The organism is Candidatus Nitronauta litoralis (assembly GCA_015698285.1).
GTDB classification, from domain to species: Bacteria; Nitrospinota; Nitrospinia; order Nitrospinales; family Nitrospinaceae; genus Nitronauta; species Nitronauta litoralis.
The window spans coordinates 2,257,436-2,276,210 of sequence record CP048685.1; the positions used below are offsets into that span (position 1 = coordinate 2,257,436).

Annotated in this window: 12 protein-coding genes; 3 read left to right on the top strand and 9 right to left on the bottom strand. The window is 46.0% G+C overall.

Annotated elements, in window-relative coordinates:
• Positions 1-71: 71 nt before the first annotated feature.
• The 3 genes from G3M70_10355 to G3M70_10365 are packed head-to-tail and all read right to left on the bottom strand — an operon-like array spanning position 72 to position 3,327.
• Positions 72-1,472 (bottom strand): hypothetical protein, encoded by a 1,401-nt coding sequence (locus G3M70_10355; protein ID QPJ62250.1) that lies wholly within the window; start codon positions 1,470-1,472, stop codon positions 72-74.
• Between the two features lie 21 nt (positions 1,473-1,493).
• Complete coding sequence (locus G3M70_10360; protein QPJ62251.1) at positions 1,494-1,841, bottom strand: hypothetical protein; 348 nt, start codon at positions 1,839-1,841, stop codon at positions 1,494-1,496.
• Positions 1,834-3,327, bottom strand: coding sequence for a hypothetical protein (locus G3M70_10365; GenBank protein ID QPJ62252.1), 1,494 nt, complete (start codon positions 3,325-3,327; stop codon positions 1,834-1,836). Before G3M70_10365 ends, G3M70_10360 begins: the two co-directional genes overlap by 8 nt.
• A 1,048-nt stretch (positions 3,328-4,375) precedes the next feature.
• Here G3M70_10365 and G3M70_10370 point away from each other — a divergent pair.
• Complete coding sequence (locus tag G3M70_10370) at positions 4,376-8,008, top strand: vitamin B12-dependent ribonucleotide reductase (GenBank protein ID QPJ62253.1); 3,633 nt, start codon at positions 4,376-4,378, stop codon at positions 8,006-8,008.
• Positions 8,009-8,427: 419 nt separating this feature from the next.
• On the opposite strand, the gene G3M70_10375 is transcribed toward G3M70_10370, so the two are convergent.
• The 5 genes from G3M70_10375 to G3M70_10395 form a co-directional block, all read right to left on the bottom strand.
• Positions 8,428-9,471, bottom strand: a complete 1,044-nt coding sequence (locus G3M70_10375; GenBank protein ID QPJ62254.1) for a formylglycine-generating enzyme family protein — start codon at positions 9,469-9,471, stop codon at positions 8,428-8,430.
• Complete coding sequence (locus G3M70_10380) at positions 9,468-9,890, bottom strand: tetratricopeptide repeat protein (protein ID QPJ62255.1); 423 nt, start codon at positions 9,888-9,890, stop codon at positions 9,468-9,470. Before G3M70_10380 ends, G3M70_10375 begins: the two co-directional genes overlap by 4 nt.
• A gap of 77 nt (positions 9,891-9,967) precedes the next feature.
• A complete protein-coding gene (locus G3M70_10385; protein QPJ62256.1) occupies positions 9,968-10,909 on the bottom strand; it encodes an NAD(P)H-binding protein in 942 nt (313 codons plus the stop codon).
• 61 nt (positions 10,910-10,970) lie between these two features.
• Positions 10,971-11,876: a MerR family transcriptional regulator gene (locus G3M70_10390; protein ID QPJ62257.1), complete on the bottom strand. Its 906-nt coding sequence runs from the start codon at positions 11,874-11,876 to the stop codon at positions 10,971-10,973.
• 149 nt (positions 11,877-12,025) lie between these two features.
• Positions 12,026-12,715, bottom strand: a complete 690-nt coding sequence (locus tag G3M70_10395) for a hypothetical protein (GenBank protein ID QPJ62258.1) — start codon at positions 12,713-12,715, stop codon at positions 12,026-12,028.
• A gap of 343 nt (positions 12,716-13,058) precedes the next feature.
• On the opposite strand from G3M70_10395, the gene G3M70_10400 reads away from it, so the two are divergent.
• Both G3M70_10400 and G3M70_10405 read left to right on the top strand, forming a co-directional pair.
• Positions 13,059-14,168, top strand: coding sequence for a PAS domain-containing protein (locus G3M70_10400; GenBank protein QPJ62259.1), 1,110 nt, complete (start codon positions 13,059-13,061; stop codon positions 14,166-14,168).
• Positions 14,169-14,264: 96 nt separating this feature from the next.
• The gene (locus tag G3M70_10405) at positions 14,265-15,587 is read left to right on the top strand and encodes a hypothetical protein (GenBank protein ID QPJ62260.1); all 1,323 of its coding nucleotides are present in this window, start codon (positions 14,265-14,267) and stop codon (positions 15,585-15,587) included.
• Positions 15,588-15,659: 72 nt separating this feature from the next.
• Here the strand turns inward: G3M70_10405 and G3M70_10410 are convergent, their stop codons facing one another.
• Positions 15,660-18,761: a hypothetical protein gene (locus tag G3M70_10410; protein ID QPJ62261.1), complete on the bottom strand. Its 3,102-nt coding sequence runs from the start codon at positions 18,759-18,761 to the stop codon at positions 15,660-15,662.
• Positions 18,762-18,775 lie beyond the last annotated feature (14 nt).

Consider the following 18,775-nt stretch of genomic DNA (forward strand, 5'->3'; position numbering starts at 1 on the left):
TATTGTGAGCGACCGCAAATTTTCTCGTTTTTGTTTTTCGAATTTTGCAAAAGTCTTTTTCTAGAGGAGGCCTAATGGTTGGGAGTCAAATAAAACAGGTGCCGTTTTGCATCTTTCAAAGGCATTTGGTCGACTATATTAAATCGCTCACTCGCTTCCCGTATAAATGTTTCAAGTTCATAGTCTGGATTAAATCCGCTTTTATTAGACAATAACTTTTGAACCATTTCATCTTCCGGGGTAACAAACTCGATGATAACCTCGCAGTTTAACTCTCGCAGCCAATCCAGGAAGAATGCTATCGGGATATTTTTGGATATTACGATGTGGTGGATGAGAGCCAGACAAATCACGAGGCTTGGTTGTTCGCGGTTATCAAAAGCCTTTCTTTCAGCTCCTCTCCACCCCTGACCTGGCGATAGATTGGATAGGTCCATGAACAGAGGCAAGATTTTTGATTGCTTCTCTCTCTTCATTTTCCGATAAAGCTTTTCCACTGCATCATGATCTGCATCGACCGCGACGACATAGTCCGAATGCCGGGCACTGATTTCTGAAAAGGTTCCTGTGTTGGATCCCAGGTCCCAGGTTAACCGTCTTGTGTGAAGCGACACATATTTTTCAACAAACAGCTTTTTATTATTGAAGGCATCTTCCATATAGGAATGGGTCTTGTCGTACTGTGACCAAACGGTATCTTCCATTTTTATCTCGAGATTTTGAACCAGTCTTTGTAGTCCCTGGACCAGACCCAAAACCATGGCCCGGGTATGCTGAATTCTTTTTTGGGCGCTGGCAATTTGTTTGTTTTTGACGATCCGAGTCTCCACTGTTGCTGGAAATATGATGTGCGTCAAGACTCCTTTCTTAAAACGATTGAGACCCTTGAAGTAGTTTGCGGCTTCGATAGGGCTAACACCGTCAAGTTGGGATCGCAGCAGAGGATTGAACTGAATTCCTGTATATGCTTTGAGCATTAAGGGGATCAAGTACAGCATGCAGAATTGACGATACCCGACCCATTGCTCGCCCTTGGTTCGTTGGACGAGGGAAGGAGTGTCGATAAAAATAGGGAGAATGCCATTCCACTGGATGTTGTAGGATGTTGCGTCTTTCAAGGTCCAGTCGTGCTCAAGAGAGGATTCAATGAGGTGTAACTGGAGCAACGCCGCGTCCTTGAGCATGGAAAAAGTCCATTCATAGGGATAAGAGATAAAGGGAATCAAATCATGCTCGAGGACTCCTGCCCAGCCGTATTTTAAAATCTCTGTTGCATATTTATTTTCTGGGGATTGCGGAACTGCGGAGACGATAAAATTGTTTTTCAGGAACTCCTGGTAAAAGTTTTCTTTGTTCAATCGGTTGAAACATTCCATTGATGCCGGGTCCATTCCACGCAATACACTGTTCCCTATGCGGTAGACCTTGTTGCCCGGGTCCCGGAATGAACCTGCATCTGCCTGAATTGTCATGTCCAAAAAAGCCGGTTCGAGTTAATCGGATTTTTCCTCAGTATCACTTTCTGGTTTTTTCCCCTGTGACCAGTTCTTCAAGGCCGCATAGTATTTTCGTGCTGTATAACTGATAGCACCGAGAAACCCCAGAATGGCTGTAATAATCATCCCGCCTGTTCCTGGGTCAATATAGGCTGAAGCATTTTTTGTCCCGGCGATAAAAAGAAAAAATGTCAGGAAAAAGATGTCCAGGTATCGGCCCCCGGTTTTTTTTAAGGACATTTCTGAATATTGACTCTGACCACGAACCCTTTTTAGCATTGAAGTGAGAACGGGTTGTCGGGTCAAAAATGTGCAGATTTTTTGAAGCGTTTTTAAATTATTCATACTGGTACCCTAAAAAAGGTTTAACTGCTTCTGCGCCCATTTTTTTTGGGGACATTAGTGGCTCCTGGCCGTTGGCAAGGCAGCGAATCATCATCAGGCCAATTTGTGAGATCGTGACCACTTCCTGTGAATATGGGTTGTCAAAGGACTGGGCGCAGACCTGAGGAGGATAAAATGCTGCCATTACTCCATGCCGATCTTGTTGGATAAAAGTCATATTCTCAGCATGATTTAGCCTGCGTGACATGTAAGCGCCATGATCCCCAAAGATAAACAATAAGGCACCTGGGTCCTTCTGTCTTACAAAATTAATTAATGCTTCTATTTGCAATGCAACACTCTTGCTGTTGGTGTCGAATCGTTTTTTATAGCTCTCCAGGTCAGATGCCTTTTGGTAAACAAAGTTTTTTGGCGTGTGTTTTGGTGATATCAAATAAGCCAGGTTAAAGTTGGGCGAGCCATTCTTAATTTGGGACGAAAATTTTGATAGGCAGAAATCGAGCAGATCCTGAGCCAGTTCCGAAGAGGTCTTTTTTTTGAGACTTCCCTTTAAGAAGTGGCAGACTCCAAAGAAGCCAAATTCCTGCGTCAGTTTAGTTAGAAAACGGCAATGGGGGTAATTGCTCATAGTAAAATAGTTGTCCAGATAAGGCCCTTTTTCTGTACCAAAATAATGATCGGTATAAAAAAAGTTTAGCGAATAACCATTAGCTTTTAAGATTTGATAAAGAGCCCCATTGGAATGGCCTAATAGATACTTTAAAGGATGCTGTTGGTTTTTTTTCCATTCCCCGATATCAAGTGCAATCAGGCTGTTTAAGGATGATTGGGTGGGGACGGCATCGGCAAATGCATTTTTGAAGATGCGGGCTTTGTATTGCCTCAAGATATCCGGGTATGCAATGGACTTAAGTCCTAAATATTTGTTCGCGACCGCTTCTGGAATAAGAGAATCAAAGGACACAAAATAAATATTTGGTGTTTTATTAAACGAGACCTTGTGGATGTTTTTCGGGGCTTCCTGTAAAGGCGGTGAATTTTTTAAATCAGGGAAAAAGCCTCCATAAAGTGCCAGCAATATAGCCGCTATCGGTGTGATCACCCGGGTGCCGGGGTCGTGTGCTATTTGTTGATACATCGCATGGAAAATAAATACAGCCAGCAATAAAACAGCCAATTGATACCCGGACTCCAACTGAATAAAGTTTGTTTCAAAAGTAATGTATAGAGAGAAAATATTAAGGGTCGAAAATATCGGGAACAAGCTGCGTGAAATCTTTTTCAGGGAAGCTGCCCTTAAAGAGAAAATAATAATAAACTGGGTTAATAGAATTAACGCCACATAAGATTTTAAAACACTGGCAGCTTCGTGAGAAAATTCGTCGCGTGAAGAATTGAATGTGAAAAAAAACCAAAAAATGGATAGCGAAAGGAGAGTAATAACTTTGGCTGCAAATACAGAATCCAAGCGCTTGATGTAATTCATCCAGTTTTCCTTACAAGGTGCGCCGGTAGATTTGTTCTGGCAGGAGGGGAGGTGGAAAAATGGCACCCTCGCGCCAGTTCATGAATAAATAAATAGCGTACAATGCTGAAGATTATTGGATATTCGATAAGCAGGTCTATAAAAAATTATAAATGTGAAATGGTATGGATTGCAAGCGAAGTGAATTCAAGTCGATTAACTAAGAGACCTTGGCATAATCCCGGTATCAAAGCAGTGTTGTTCTGAAACAACCGAGTCAAAAAAAAGTGATCGCGAGCGACCAGAGGGAGCGCAGTCGTGGTATTTTCCCTGAACTTTCGTGTCTCGAAGGGGTAGACCCAGAGGGGGGTTGTCCATTTCTTCCGGGCGTTGCCCGGCTCTATTGCTTCGTCGCAGTGGCCCCGCAATGGTGCGCACCTTGTTTCAAATTGTGCAAAGCTCTCGTTAATTAAGGGGGATACTCAGGTCACACTAACCCGAAATCAGATAAAAATACTGTTTTTACAGAATCGGAGACACTATATTTTGTTCTTGTTCAGTTCTGGTCTACCGGCGCCACATTTTAGCCTCGTAAGGTCTGAATCTCCTGACCATTCACCAAAAAATCCTGCATAAATTCAGGGGTTTCCCGAAGTCCACAGGGTTCCAAGGCTTATTTTAAATAATTTCCCGCCTTGCCATCGAATTAAAGCCAAAATATCAGGCTTTTAGAAGGTCTCCACCCTTGTTAAGGCTTAAATCAGGGGTGAAAAGCCTATACCCTATTTTGTACCCCGTTATTAGCTGTGAGAAACATTTTGAGAAGCAGGAACCGGAAATAAAGACATTTGATTATTAAAGACTTATTTTGAAAAGGTTTCCGAATCCTTAAAATTTGGTATGCTGTTCCTGCCGAAAATTATCATTGACAATACAACATGTTGTGGCCATAATTTTGACCGGTACAAAATATGGCGTATGGAGGGTCGTTATCCTGTTTGGCAACATGACAGATTATAAAAGGCCTTTAAACACAATAGTTAGAAACTTTTTCCCGCCGGAGCTCTAAATGCAAATCCCCCGCTACTTCACAGATACTACAGAAAAATCCCACGGAAGTCCTCGTTTCGAAGAACGTTCTTCCAAAATCACCAATGCAGATGGCTCTGTAGTCTCCGAAATGGACAAGGTGGTTGTGCCCGAGGGCTGGTCCCAGGTAGCGGTCGACATCATGGCTCAAAAATACTTCCGCAAAGCGGGAGTTCCTGCCAAAACCCGGCGCAAGGTTGAAGAAGGGGTTCCGGAATGGTTGTGCCCTTCCGAACCCGATAACCAAGCGATGGCCTCCTTGTCCGAATCGGAGCGATTTAAAGGAGAAGATGATTCCCGGCAGGTGTTCCACCGTATGGCCGGTTGCTGGGCTTATTGGGGCTGGAAAGAAGGTATTTTCTCTTCCGAGGCGGACGCCAAAAACTACTATGACGAAATGTTCTGGCTTTTGGCCACACAGAGTGGAGCCCCCAACTCTCCGCAATGGTTCAACACCGGGCTGAACTGGGCCTATGGTATCGAAGGACCCCCACAAGGCCATTACTACACCGATTCAGAAACTGGTGTCACTCAGAAATCTAAAACAGCCTACGAGCGCCCGCAACCGCATGCATGTTTCATTCAGGCGATTAATGATGACCTTGTAGGCGAGGGCGGCATCATGGATCTTTGGACCCATGAAGCGCGTCTTTTCAAATACGGATCCGGAACGGGCACCAATTTCTCTAAATTGCGGGGAGCAGGTGAACCCTTGTCGGGTGGAGGACAATCGTCCGGTCTGATGAGTTTTCTTAAAATCGGAGATCGCGCTGCCGGTGCGATTAAATCCGGAGGCACAACCCGTCGGGCAGCCAAAATGGTGACTCTGGATGTTGACCACCCGGACATCGAGGAATACGTCGAATGGAAGGTGAAAGAGGAGCGCAAGGTAGCTGCTCTGGCTGTGGGCAGCAAGATCTGCCGTAAACATTTAAAGGCTGTTCTTGCCGCATGCTGGGCCTGGGACAACGACGCCGAGCGGTTCGACATCAAAAAGAACAAGAAACTGAAGAAAGCTTTACGGGATGCCTGCCGTGATTATGTTCCGGAAAACTACCTGTTTCGTATCATTCAACTGGGCCAACAGGACGTCAAGGATATCGAATTTGAAGAGTTCGACACCAACTGGACATCCGAAGCTTATCAAACTGTCGCGGGGCAGAACTCCAATAACTCGGTTCGTCTGACCAACGATTTCCTGCTGGCAGTGGAGCGGGATGGAGATTGGAACCTTATAGGACGGACCACCGGAAAACCGACCAAATCACTTAAGGCCCGTGACCTGTGGCGTAGTATCAATGAAGCTTCGTGGATGTGTGCTGATCCGGGTGTCCAGTTCGATACCACCATTAATGAATGGCACACCTGCCCCGAAGGCGGCCGCATCAACGCGTCGAATCCATGCTCGGAGTATATGTTCCTGGACGATACCGCCTGCAACCTGGCGTCTATCAACCTGATGCGCTTTTTCGATGCCGAAGCCTGCCGGTTCGACATTCCCGCTTTTGAAACCGCTTGCCGGTTGTGGACCATCACTCTCGAAATTTCAGTAATGATGGCTCAGTTCCCGAGCCGATCTATTGCGCAGAAAAGTTTTGAATATCGCACTCTGGGTCTGGGGTATGCCAACCTTGGTACGGTGTTGATGGTATCTGGCACTCCTTACGATTCTGATGAATCGCAGGCTATCACCGGCGCAATTTCTTCAATTCTCACCGGGGTTGCCTATACCACTTCCGCAGAAATAGCAAAGGAACTGGGAGCATTTCCTCGTTATGAGGAAAACAGCCAGCACATGTTACGTGTAATGCGCAACCACCGTCGTGCCACCTACAATTCTGGTTCCCATGATTACGAAGGCGTGACCACACTGCCACAAGCTATTGATCCTGATTTCTGCCCGGAATATATGCGGGAAGCCGCCTGCAAGGCGTGGGATAAGGCTTTGGAGATGGGAGAAAAGTATGGTTACCGAAACGCCCAGACCACCTGTATCGCTCCGACCGGCACGATTGGCCTGGTCATGGACTGCGATACAACGGGGATCGAACCTGACTTTGCGCTGGTCAAATACAAGAAGCTGGCGGGGGGTGGCTATTTCAAAATCATCAACCAGTCCGTGCCTCTTGCGCTTCGCAATTTGCGCTACACCCACAATCAGGTGCAGGACATCGTCGCTTACTGCGTGGGCGCCGGCAGCTTTGAAAACGCGCCGGGTATCAATCGTGAATCGCTCAAGGAAAAAGGTTTCACCGATACATTGATCGAGGCTATTGAGTGCGAACTGCCCAAAGCGTTTGACATCACGTTTGCGTTCAACAAATTTGTGCTGGGTGAAGACTTCTGCAAGAACACGCTGGGCCTGAGCGAGGACCGCCTGAATGCTCTGGACTTCAACCTGCTCAAGGAAATCGGTTTCTCAGAAGACGCGATCCAGAAAGCGAATGATCATGTTTGCGGCACCATGACGATTGAAGGGGCACCGCACTTGAAAGTCGAGCATTACCCGGTATTCGATTGCGCAAACAAATGCGGTAAATACGGCAAACGCTTTATCCGGCACGAAGCGCACATCTACAAGATGGCCGCTGCCCAGCCGTTTATATCCGGAGCGATTTCCAAAACCATCAACATGCCGAATGAAGCTACCATTGAGGAAGTTGAAAAGGCTCACATGTTGTCCTGGAAACTGATGCTGAAGGGCACCGCCGTCTACCGCGATGGGTCGAAGCTCAGTCAGCCGCTCAACTCTGTGGCCCGCGAAGATTTTGCTTTCGACGATCTGGACGAAGAAGAAGTCCGGCAGGATCCGGTCAAGGCAGCTCGAACGATTGTTAAATACATCGAACGGGATGTTAAAAAGGGTTTGCGCGAAAAACTGCCGATGCGCCGCCGGGGGTATACCCAGAAATCGGTGGTGGGCGGACACAAAATTTATCTTCGCACGGGTGATTATGACAACGGAGATCTCGGCGAGATATTCATCGACATGCATAAGGAAGGCGCCGCCTTCCGTAGTCTGATGAACTGCTTCGCGATTGCTATTTCCCTCGGGTTGCAGCACGGTGTCCCGCTGGAAGAATTCGTCGATGCGTTTGTCTTCACCCGCTTCGAGCCAAACGGAATCGTCACCGGCAATGACAAAATTACGATGGCAACTTCGATCATTGATTATATCTTCCGCGAGCTGGCGATTACCTATCTAGGTCGAAATGATCTGGCGCAGGTGACACAGGAAGACTTGCGAGCCGATGCCCTGCAGCGTGGGGGAGAACTCCTCGATGATGACACGGATTATCCGGATGGTGGAGGAGAACAGCTTGATGGATCTGATCCGAAACTGGAATCAACATCTCCTGAACCTGCAACTCCGGGTAATGGCAATGGCCATGGTAACGGAAATGGAAATGGAAATGGTCACGGGAATGGCAATGGGCACGCCAAGGGCGAATCGTCTGCGACTGCTGTGATGAAAGCCGATACCGCAGTGGTGCTGGCAAAATTAAAAGGATACGAAGGCGATCCTTGCGGAGAATGCGGACAGATGACACTGGTCCGCAACGGGACCTGCCTGAAATGCGTTTCTTGCGGTGCGACCTCGGGTTGTTCCTAAGCGTTCGCCCTCATCAAAACCTGAGCCACCGCGGTTCAAAGGCCGTAACTTGACTTTACCCCTGCCAAAGCCAAGTTACGGCCTTCTCAAATTGTGTGCGCTTATATGATTTTTCTAAAGATAAACTTCTTTGGCCCTGGCATTTCAGAAATACTGGAATAAAGACCTCTTTTGGGGTGGTGGCCGCCTTCCTTTCTATATCCAAAGGGAATGCCTGATGATGGTGGGCAATTCTGTTCGGAGAGCGTCGGGCCTTAACCCGAAAGTAGAAGAAGTTTTGCCATGGATTGCAAACGCGTAACTCGCAAGGTTCGGACTACGCCTAAGCCAGTCCAAAATAATCACCCTCTTTACAAGAGGGAACATTGTATAAAACCAAAAGCAAAGGTGAGTTTCAGAGTTTTTTAAGAGTCCAGAAGTCAGTTCCCAAGATGCGGTTTGACGCAGCGGAAGCCGAAGGTGGGGTTGCGCATGTCGGCCGGGACTCGATGCCGAGTTGATAGAATCGCAACCATCGGCGTGGTCCGATAGCCTCCTCCCTTGACCAGTCCCATCCGTTTGGGCCGTGAAGGAACTGATGTGGATCGGGTTTCCTCCAGTTTATCGGAAAGCGTTTTTCCCAGCATAGGCTTGAACGCTACCGTAGATTCTCCGCTATTGACCCACTCCCACACGTTGCCGATCATGTCCATTGATCCGAAAGCACTCGCTCCCGTAGGAAACGACCCCACATTGGCGGGTCCTTTGGAACCATCCTTGTCGCCGCTGAGGTTGGCACGATCTGATTCGAACCGTTTGCCCCAGGGATAGGGTTGGTTTCGGGTGCCGCGTCCTGCGGCTTCCCATTGTGCTTCAGATGGCAGCCGCTTGCCCGTTCGGGCGCAATAGGATTCCGCTTCTTCCAGAGTGATGCCCATTGCCGGGCAGTTTGGGCAGGGGGTACCCCCGGTAAAAGCGGTTTCATCGTATTCCGAATATAAACGTTTAAACTGCGACACGGTGATTTCGTGTTGGTCGATGTAAAACGCTGGCATCGGCACGGGGTAGAGTGCCTCTTTGTTGCCGAAGGGTCCACCCGAAACCCGCCTGGCGTTAGTAACAAGATACGATCCTTTCGGTACCAGTACCATGGTAGAGCGATCCGTCCGGTTGATTGTTGTCGGTAACTGCGACAGGTCTGAAGGATGGTAAGGCGAACCGGTAGGAAGTGATGTGGGTTGGAATACGGGTCGCGATGGGGGCGCTAGGGATTGCGCTATGATTTTTTCTTCAACATCCTCTTCAGGAAAGGATTCGTTGTTTTCTTCAACTGCGTTCTGGGGGAGGTCGCTTGTTTTTTGTTGGGGAAAGTGTTCACCGGCTACAGGCGGTTTGGTCTTCTTGGAAAACCCACCACCGCAGCCAGCCAAAAGACCGATGACCAACACGGCTGCGATCCACCTGACAGGTTTCCGGTTATTCATCCTGTTTGCTGCCGTTTATTTTCCAGTTTTTTGGACATTTTCCTGAGGCGTCTGAAGATAGCGTATTCTTTTTCAGCTTCGGTTTTTTTTCCAAGTTGTTCAAGAGCATACCCGAGGCTGTAGTGGGCGTCGAAATGGGTGGGGTCGATACGGATGGCAATGGTGAACTGTTCTACTGCATTTTCATATTCTTTCTGGACATTAAAGACGCTGCCCAGATGGTAATAGCCTTCGGCGTGTTTTGGATCAGCATCGATCGCCTGCATGAAAGCGACTTTTGCATCCTGTACGTGATTGGCTTCGATGGAGACCAATCCTTCCTGGATATATTCATCCCGTGTTTTTGAACCGCATGCCGGAAGAACTAAAAGCAGGGCAAGAAGAAAAATGGAGATGCGTATTAGAGCGAAGGGTTTCATAGGATTCCTGTATAGGGTGGCGGTATAAAAACTTCCGACCATACTAGAAACTATATCATATTAATAACATGCCCATTTTAATAAGCCTGTTGCCCCTGAATTTTGATATCAATTGGTTTTTCTCTAAGTGCGTATTCGATAGACTCTTCCATTCCCATGGGGTGGATATTGGGAAAGACCGAACTTGCGAGCCGGTCCTGCACGATTGTCGGGCTTTTAATACTTTCAATTAATTTCCTACCCACCCGTGCATAGAGCGGAGTTATCAAAGCCAGCCATAAACTGGATAGCCCGGGAGTGAGGACTGGAACAGGAATCAACAGTCTTTTTAAACCGCGTTTTATTGAATAGGTAGAGATCAAATCTTTATAGGTCACCCTATCGCGCCCGCCTATCTGAAACACTTCGTTGTTTTTTGTTTCCAGATAAATGGATTGCACCAGATACTCCAGGACATCGCGTATGCAAATGGGTTGGGCCAGAACGCTGACCCATTTTGGCATGATCATGACCGGCAGTCTTTCGGACAGGGCTCGCACCATTTCAAACGAAAGGCTCCCGGAACCAATAATAATGGAAGCCTGGAATTCGATGACCTGGATTCCCGATCCCCTTAAGATTTCGCCCACCTCTTTTCTGCTTTTTAAATGTGGGGACAAGTCTTTCTCTTCCGGGTTACCAAGAGCGCCTAGATATATGATCCGTTTTACACCCGCTTTTTTTGCAGCAGTAACGAAATTGATTGCAGCCTTTTTTTCTAGTTGTTCGAAGTTGTCTTTTTTGTCCAGGTTGTGGACCAGATAATAAACAATGTCGATTCCCTTAAAAACGGAGGAAAGGCTCTCGGCATCGAGAAGGTCTCCAATACGAATATTGGTTTTGTCTTTGGGATCGAGCTTTTCAACACTTTCTTCGCGAACCAGACAGTGGACGGGAAAATTGGTTTCGGTCAGGCGCTGTACCAGGCTGTGTCCTATGTAGCCCGTTGCTCCAGTTATCAGAATATTTTCCTTCCTCATTATGTTCTCCCTTTGATCAAATTTTTATAAAAATGGTGAACGTTTGTAATTGATTTCGCTTTTAGAGGTTCTTAATCCAGAGAAAATAATTTCCCCAATTGTTAAAGGTGAAAATATTTTCTGGAAGAACAGGCTTGCCTTCTCCTCCCACAACGAGTTTTGTTGTGGGAGGAAGATCTTCCATTAAGGCGGTCAGGAACTGCAATGATCTGTCTTTTGGGTAATGACTCGAGATACTGATTCCTAGGGCAACCGCCTGGCTACGCTTAACGGTGTTCACTATTTCTTTTGTGGGCGTGTTGACGCCGAGTGAAATAACCCGTTTGCCCGCGAAGGCTGAAACCACTGCGCACATCAGTAGACCGCAGCGGTGGGGCTCGCCGGGGAGCGTTGTCAGGATTATTGGTTGCCCTTTGTTTTCTTTGTTTAATTCTCTCCATTTACTGGAGAGGAAATCGTTCACGCAGTCGGAGGCAAAATGTTCCTGGGAAATTGCTAACTCTCCCTTTTCCCAGCGAAGTCCTACCGCCGATAGAAACGGTGTTAAACATTCTTCAATAAATAACAGGGGGCCGCGCTCCCTCCATTCCCTGCTTAATAGTTTAGTTAGGGTCACTTCATCGTAGTAATCGGTGGCGGTTAACCATTCCTGGGTTAATGGCTCTTCAGGGAGGTATTCCAGGAAATCTTGTTCCAGAAACGAAGCTGTTATTTGTGTGGGATGGACATCAAGCAGCTGATTGAGTTCCTCCAAGCTGCTGGAGGAAACTTTTGCCGGTTTATGACCCTGTTTCAAAACCTGTGAAACGGCCCGTAATCGACAAACCTCAGACCGGGGATAACGCCGGTGACCCGATGGCAGCCGGAGAACGTCGAGGGCTCCGTACCTTTTTTCCCAGACCCTGAGGGTGTGGGTGGTGAATCCTGTCATTTGAGCGAGTTCGCCTATGGTTAATGTGGATTGCATTTTAATTTCCAGTTAACGAGGGGTTAGTAAGTTGTTCAAAACTTCAGTTCTTTTGGGCCTGGTTTTTGGACCAGGCTTCCGAAAAGAAGCCGGTCCCGGGATCTGCCTGACCACTGGGAAAAGGAGGTTCCCCGGGACCGAACTCCCGCTCAGTAGGACCCACTGCCAGCACCCGGAGCAGAGGCCACTGTGCGACCATCAACTTCATTCATGATCCGTAAACCCATTGAGGTGCGTTTAGCCGTAAACGTTTTTCCATCCACATAGGTGTAAAAGGAGTTCCCGATTTTGATTTCGTATCGTTCCAGAACCCGTTGCTCGCCTGAAGTTAATCCGATGGCTCTATGTGCACGTTCGGTCACGAGGGCGTCATGTATTTTCTCTTCAATGGCAGGATTGAAAACCCAGGACATCTTCAGGTGGCTATGGTCGTGACCGGTGTGGTTTTGGGAGAAGGAAGACCTTGCAACCTCTGCATTCTCACGAATCGGAAGATTTTCCTGAAGACCATCGGCATACATTTTGATCTGGCCTTCAACACGGATTCCAGAATCGGTTCGGGTGACCTTCAAAGTCTGACCATCCACACGGGTGTTGAAGGAGTTTCCGATCCCTATTCCATATTGGCCGAGAATTTTTTGTTCCTGAGAGGAAAGCCCGGTCTTTTTATGACCCTGTTCCAGGTTCTTCTGTATTTTGTTTGTGACCTGTTTATCGAAAGTCCAGCCAACCGGCAGGTGACTGTGGTCGTGAGCTGAGTGCGCTGAGGCCGTTCCGGCGACGAGCAGGGATGCGAATGCGATTGCTGAGATGGCTGATGCTATTTTTTGGGTTTTCATTTTGGGTGCCTCCTGGTGGCCTGAATAGAACTTGATGGTCATGTTGTTTGTTGTTCTTTAGTTGGTGTCTAGGATTTATATTAGACAAATTTAAAAATATGTCAATATTATTTTCTAGACAAAATGAAATAAAATTTTAAATGGTTGAAAATAAAAGGGGTTAAGTCTTAAAAAAATCAGATATTTTTTGGATTGAGGGGTTTTTTGTCCTGAAAGGCAGTTGAAACTTTGACAAAATTAATGGTTTCCGGGCTGTCAAATGGGTTTCAGGGCTTGATTCACCTGAATGCCGCCTAAATGATGGTACTCTGAGACCTGATCGATTGAAAACATGGGGGGGGATATGGATTCCAGTTTTTCATACGAAGATATTATCAAGTCTGCCAATGATATTGTGATCGTAACTGAAGCATTTCCCCTTGACGATCCGGGGCCGAGGATTGTCTATGTAAACGAGGCCTTCACTCAACTCACTGGCTACCTGCTTGATGAGGTGGTAGGTAAAACTCCCCGGATACTGCAGGGTAAGGACTCCTCTCCAGAAGCCCGGGCAGAGATCAGGAAGGCCCTGGAGAGGCAGGAACCTTTCAGAACCACCATCGTAAATTTTTCAAAGTCCGGGGAAAAATACTGGCTTGATATAAATATCATCCCCCTCCGGGATGAGCAGGGTAAAGTGACTCATTTCGCTGCCATTGAAAGAGACCTTACGGAAATCAAGCAGGTGGAGGAGGAAATCCGGGAAAAGAACCGCCAGCTGCAGGAGTTGAACGAAACGAAAAACAAGTTTCTTGGTATCGCCTCGCACGATTTAAGAAACCCTCTATATCTGATTCGATCGTTCAGTGAAATTATTAAAGAGGAGACGGTAGGACCGGTCACCGACAAACAAAAAGAGCTGTTGGAAAAAATTTTCAATTCCAGCGACTACATGAAAAGTCTTCTGGAAAACCTGCTAGACATTTCCAAAATTGAAAGTGGAAAAATTGATCTTGATATGAAACTGCAGGATTTGAACAGGGTTGTTCAAACCCAGTTTGAATTGAACCAGCTTCTGGCAGAGAAGAAACAAATCCGCCTGGAAACGTCTCTCGGTGGAATCCCGCAGGTGAAATTTGATGAAAGCGCCATTGTCCAGGTCATTGGTAATTTTATTGGAAACGCGATCAAATTTTCACCACCCGACACCCGAGTCCAAATAGTGACTGAAGCCAGGGAAGGTTTTGTCAGGTTTTCTGTACGTGATGAAGGGCCGGGATTGTCGCCCGAAGACCAAAAACTGTTGTTCGGTGAATTTCAGACACTGACTTCCAGACCTACAGGCGGAGAAAAATCCACGGGCCTGGGTCTCGCCATTGTGAAAAAAATAATTTCCCTTCATGGCGGGAAAGTGGGTGTCGAGAGTCGCCTGGGTGAGGGCAGTGAATTTTATTTTGATCTATCCTGCAACTAGTTTTCTGTTCAACATGCTTCATGTTATCTGAATCCAATCCAGCTATTTTTTTATGTCAGCCATCCAACTTTTTTAATACCATCGGGACCCAACAACATGTTTTTTTCTGAAGGAATGGATCTGAGCTGGCTTGAGGCCTGGTGGATTTGGAGTGCGGTCGCGATTGCTCTGGGAACGGTGCTTTGGGCGCGTCGACAGAAAAAGGTCTACCGTCGACTTGCCAAAAGTGACGATGCCAAACTCGCCCACCTGCGTGCCCGTTGGGAAACAGCACCGACTCCAGGAGAAAGACGCGCCATTGAAATCCTGCTGGCGCATGTGGATTCCCTGCAGGCGCGCTGGTTTCTTGATGCCGGGCAACTCAACGCGTGGGAGGTGTCCCGCACCATGGTATCGGGGATGGCGGCGGCGTATCATCCCGATTCAGAAGATCCTCTGACCCGTGCCCGTATCGGGCCGATGCTCACCGGTTTTCTGAGATTAAAGGATGCGTTGCTGGAACTGACCCGCATGCCGGGGATGGGCGGTTTGTTGCAACTTCGGTTGCGTCACATCGAAACCCTGCAAAACGCCTGGCAGAAAAAGAAAGCGTGGGATAACTCTACCCTCGGAAAGTTTGCCCGGCGCTGGAATGTCTATTTCATCATGAAGTGGGCGACGAATATTGCGCGCTGTGGCGATGCCCTGTTCTGGCTGTTCAAATCCGGTGGGTTCGTTTTATATGACATTGCGTTTAAACGGATGCTGGTGCGCTGGTACCTTGCGCTTGGGGAAGTGGCATTGGAGGTCTATGGCGGACCGGACCGCCGCCCCCAGCTTCCCGATGACGAAGTGCTCGAAGATCTGGATGATCTGGAGGAGCCAAAGGTCGAGTTAGCGGATTTTCCTCCAGAAGTCCGGGCCATTGTCGAAAAGTCGCGCAGGGAATTATTGCTCGCCACCAAAACACTGACGTGGAAGGAGATCGAACAGATCGACCGGCAGTTGGTGAAGGACATCGCTGCAAACTACCATCCGGAGGCCGAGCAGCCGTTGAAAGAAGCGACCCTGTTGGATTGTCTGCTCAGTTTGTCGCGAATGTGCGAGAGTCTATCGTCACTGAAAGACCGCAAGGTCATATCAAAAGTGCTCGACCTGCGCCTGTCTCATCTTTTGAAAATCAAAAGAGTGGCGGATACTGTGCTGGACAGTCAGTGGTTTGATTATTTGAAAAAGTACAAGGTCGGGGAAGCGGTGAAGTATTCCACGCTGGCCTACAAGACTTTTAAGAGAGGTAACCCCGGAGTGTTGTTCAAGGACATCGCCTACACCGTGGCCCGCGAGGGTGGCAAACGCTGGCTGGCCCTGTACATCCACGGCAAGGTGGCAAGAGAAGCAGACCGGGTTTACAGTTTGGCACCGCTCAACACTGAAAATTGATTATTTAAAATCGAAGTTTAGAAAAGACCTGCTCCTTTCGTTTTATCTTTATTTTTGCCAGTTTTGTGAAGTTCAAGAGGTTGATAACATAATGTACTCATAAAGAGCCAGCCCTCCGTAACCACTAAATGGGACTAATAGGTTACGGATGACGGGTTGTTGAGAAAAAGGACGGAAGGTGCCCTCGTTAATAGTTTCAATTTCTGTAGCAAATTTTTTCAATTGTCGAATTATTTTTCTGGATTCGGGGAAGTTTTGCTCTTTTAATTTGATTATATTCTGGGACAAGTTTTCAAGGCATTTTTCTTTAATTTTCTTGGCATCAATTTGAAGGCGATATGCGAAAAAAATAGGGAATGCGGCGCAGAGAAAAAAGATAATAGAAAGGCTGATAGGGGCATCCCATCTGTCAAACAGGGTGCTACGAGAAACGATTACCAGGAACTCAATATAAAATGGGTAAATGATAATTTTTTGGATAGTTTCAGATTGTTTGGCGACAATTTTAATATCAGCCCAATCTCTATAGTACTGAATGTGTGTATCATTCTCTATTTTATGAGATAGGAGCTTTTCAAGCGTATGTTTTTTCCAGCCAGTTGGCCTGCTACGGAGTTCATGCAAAAACCGAGAACAAAGGGAGGTCGCATCGACAACAAAAAACACCAGAATTAAAAATGATGGTATCAGGAGGCAATAAAGAATAATCCAATCAAACGTCAGATTAAATACTCCGCGGTAAGGTATGTAAGGGGGCCATTGTCTGGCCATGAGGATGCCAAATGCCGTAAAGAGGATAGATAATACACATGTCCTGTACATTCGGAATCCAAACGAATCCAGTAGCCTGAATAATTTCCAGAAACTAACCGGATTGATACAGCCATTTTTTGGTTTTTTGGGGATTAAACTCCATTCATAGGCCCGAAGAAATTTTTTTGGCGATTTTATGAATCTCCATAATTTTGATGGGCCTCCAGGGAACCCGGTTACCATTTTAAAACGATGGGAATTTTTATTAAGATTTTTGTCCTCGGTCAAAAAATATGTTTTCAAGTTATCAGAGCTCTCCCTGATAGTTTTTCTGGCATTTAAAAACAAAAGGATCGCAATGAATATTGCAAGAACTCTGATTATTTCAGTGGGCCAAATGCTGACACCGTGTGAAAATGAAAATATCTCACCAGTGGAACTCACAGTATCGAAGTAGATAATTAAAATGAGTGCTATAAAAATAACAGCAATTTTGGGAGACCACCTTTTAAATCCCTTCCTCCAATCGGGAAATATCAGGTAAAAAATTAATGCTGCAAGTAAAATTGACCCAATTGGGAAAATAAAAAACCAACTGTCTTTGTTTTGTAAGAAGGGGGTTTTTTCAGGGTGCAGGGTTTCGTTAATATTATTTTTGTCAAGCCGGAACGCTTTTGTCCTCCCGATTTCATAAACCAGTGGACCGCTGGACCTAATAAGTTCAATCCAATTTGCTGTTTTCCCCGGCATAGCAGGAGTTTTTTCAAAATTATCCAGGGCTATTAGCGTTGCAAGAAAGTTTGCTGTCTGGTAACTGCTTCTGAAAGGAGGAGCAACCTGTTGCCATTTTTTGTTGAGTTGGAAATCGTATCCTGATGAAACTATGAGGTTCCTGGTCCAGGTAAAATGATCTTTATGAAGAAAAATGTAATCGAGGTCTGTCGTAAAAAAGACAGCTTTTGGAAAGTCCTTTTTTAATGCCTCTAAGACCAGTAGCTTGTCGTAAATATCTGAACCCAATACGCCTATAGCGTTAATTTTTTCTCTTTTTTTCTGAAATAATTCCTTGTCACGTTTTTTTAAATTTTGGCCAATTCTCCTTAGGTAATCATATTGGTTGTTACCTTCGGCTTTTTCGAGTTGGCCTAAATTAATTAAAGTCTCTTTTTCAGAATTCGAAGTTTCTTTCTTGGCTTCAGGAGAAGATGGGTTTTGTGTTTTACCATCCAAACCTCTCATGTAATGATAAACGATATCTTCCCCATTAAAGCCTTTTTCCGCCTTTGTGATTTTAAAGGCTTCGGGTAGCTTCCGCCCGTAAAAAGTATCCCATTCTGAGATATAGGCGACATTGTATTTTTCCTGGTCGCAATTCATGTCAAGATTTGAAATACACCTTAGGGCTAGTTCGTCCCAGACGGCTCTTGCCAATTCCTTGTCACTGGGTGTTGCCTTGATGAACGAAATGTCATTTGCGCCTTTTTCAAAGAGACTTGCAATAGAATTTTCCTTGCTGTTTATTGTTTTTAGCAGTTCTGTTTCATCTGCAGTTGTATTGGGTGAAATGATTTCCAGCTTTCGTGGATGTTTAATCTTGCCTTTCGGAAAATTTTTTTCAATCTGGGTCAATTCCTTTAGGATATTTTTTAGACTGTCTGAGCTTGTGGGGCCAATGATTTTAAAAACAACCTTTGTGTTCTCGGGATCGTTTGCAAGGAAATCCATGAAATCAATGATGCTCCTCAATGGTTTTGGCTCCGCACTATCAGGAAATTTAATCGAATTAAAAAAACTTTCATTCAGCCAAAAAATGAGAACTTGATCGTTTCCTTTTTTTAGTCCTTCAAAAGGAATGAGTTCAGATCGTGTGTTGTTATTGGTTTTGTATGGAAGTATCCCGATTTTTTTGGGGTTGTTTGGGGTGTAGCCCTCTTCGCCCATCGCGGAAAGAATGGCGTATCTTCGCCGTCGGCGGGTTTCTGTGTCTTCAAAGTATTTGCCTTCCGGAAACAAAACCCCCAAGACTAAAAGACGGTCAAAATTATCATCGAAGATTGTGCCATTTAATAATTTCACCCTTAGCATTTCATCTGTTTTATAGAAGAAGTCTTTTGCTGTTTCTTTAAGAGTCGCATTGACTTCGATTTCGTGGTCACCCGTTTCTGTGATGAGGAATTTTTCGGAAGCCAATACCTTTAAATCGTCTTTATTTCTTTTTTTTAATCTTTCTATTGCAGCAAAAGGATCTTCCCATAGACGAGAATCTATTTCCTCTAGTTGGGAGTAATTATTTTTTATCTCAAAATTATTTGAAGGGCGGGAGGCTTTAAGTGGGGAAGAAGTTTGAAATGCGATTATTCCGGAAAATACCAATAAAAAAGAAATAGCCCAGGGTGTCTGTCCATTATTGTTTTCTGACATCTTTGTCACACAAA

Excerpts from the sequence above, each read along its gene's own strand:
- G3M70_10400 (QPJ62259.1), top strand. The coding sequence starts at position 13,059 with ATGGATTCCAGTTTTTCATACGAAGATATTATCAAGTCTGCCAATGAT.
- G3M70_10405 (QPJ62260.1), top strand. The coding sequence starts at position 14,265 with ATGTTTTTTTCTGAAGGAATGGATCTGAGCTGGCTTGAGGCCTGGTGG.
- G3M70_10410 (QPJ62261.1), bottom strand. The coding sequence starts at position 18,761 with ATGTCAGAAAACAATAATGGACAGACACCCTGGGCTATTTCTTTTTTA.
- G3M70_10380 (QPJ62255.1), bottom strand. The coding sequence starts at position 9,890 with ATGAAACCCTTCGCTCTAATACGCATCTCCATTTTTCTTCTTGCCCTG.
- G3M70_10395 (QPJ62258.1), bottom strand. The coding sequence starts at position 12,715 with ATGAAAACCCAAAAAATAGCATCAGCCATCTCAGCAATCGCATTCGCA.
- G3M70_10385 (QPJ62256.1), bottom strand. The coding sequence starts at position 10,909 with ATGAGGAAGGAAAATATTCTGATAACTGGAGCAACGGGCTACATAGGA.
- G3M70_10360 (QPJ62251.1), bottom strand. The coding sequence starts at position 1,841 with ATGAATAATTTAAAAACGCTTCAAAAAATCTGCACATTTTTGACCCGA.
- G3M70_10365 (QPJ62252.1), bottom strand. The coding sequence starts at position 3,327 with ATGAATTACATCAAGCGCTTGGATTCTGTATTTGCAGCCAAAGTTATT.
- G3M70_10375 (QPJ62254.1), bottom strand. The coding sequence starts at position 9,471 with ATGAATAACCGGAAACCTGTCAGGTGGATCGCAGCCGTGTTGGTCATC.
- G3M70_10390 (QPJ62257.1), bottom strand. The coding sequence starts at position 11,876 with ATGCAATCCACATTAACCATAGGCGAACTCGCTCAAATGACAGGATTC.
- G3M70_10370 (QPJ62253.1), top strand. The coding sequence starts at position 4,376 with ATGCAAATCCCCCGCTACTTCACAGATACTACAGAAAAATCCCACGGA.
- G3M70_10355 (QPJ62250.1), bottom strand. The coding sequence starts at position 1,472 with ATGACAATTCAGGCAGATGCAGGTTCATTCCGGGACCCGGGCAACAAG.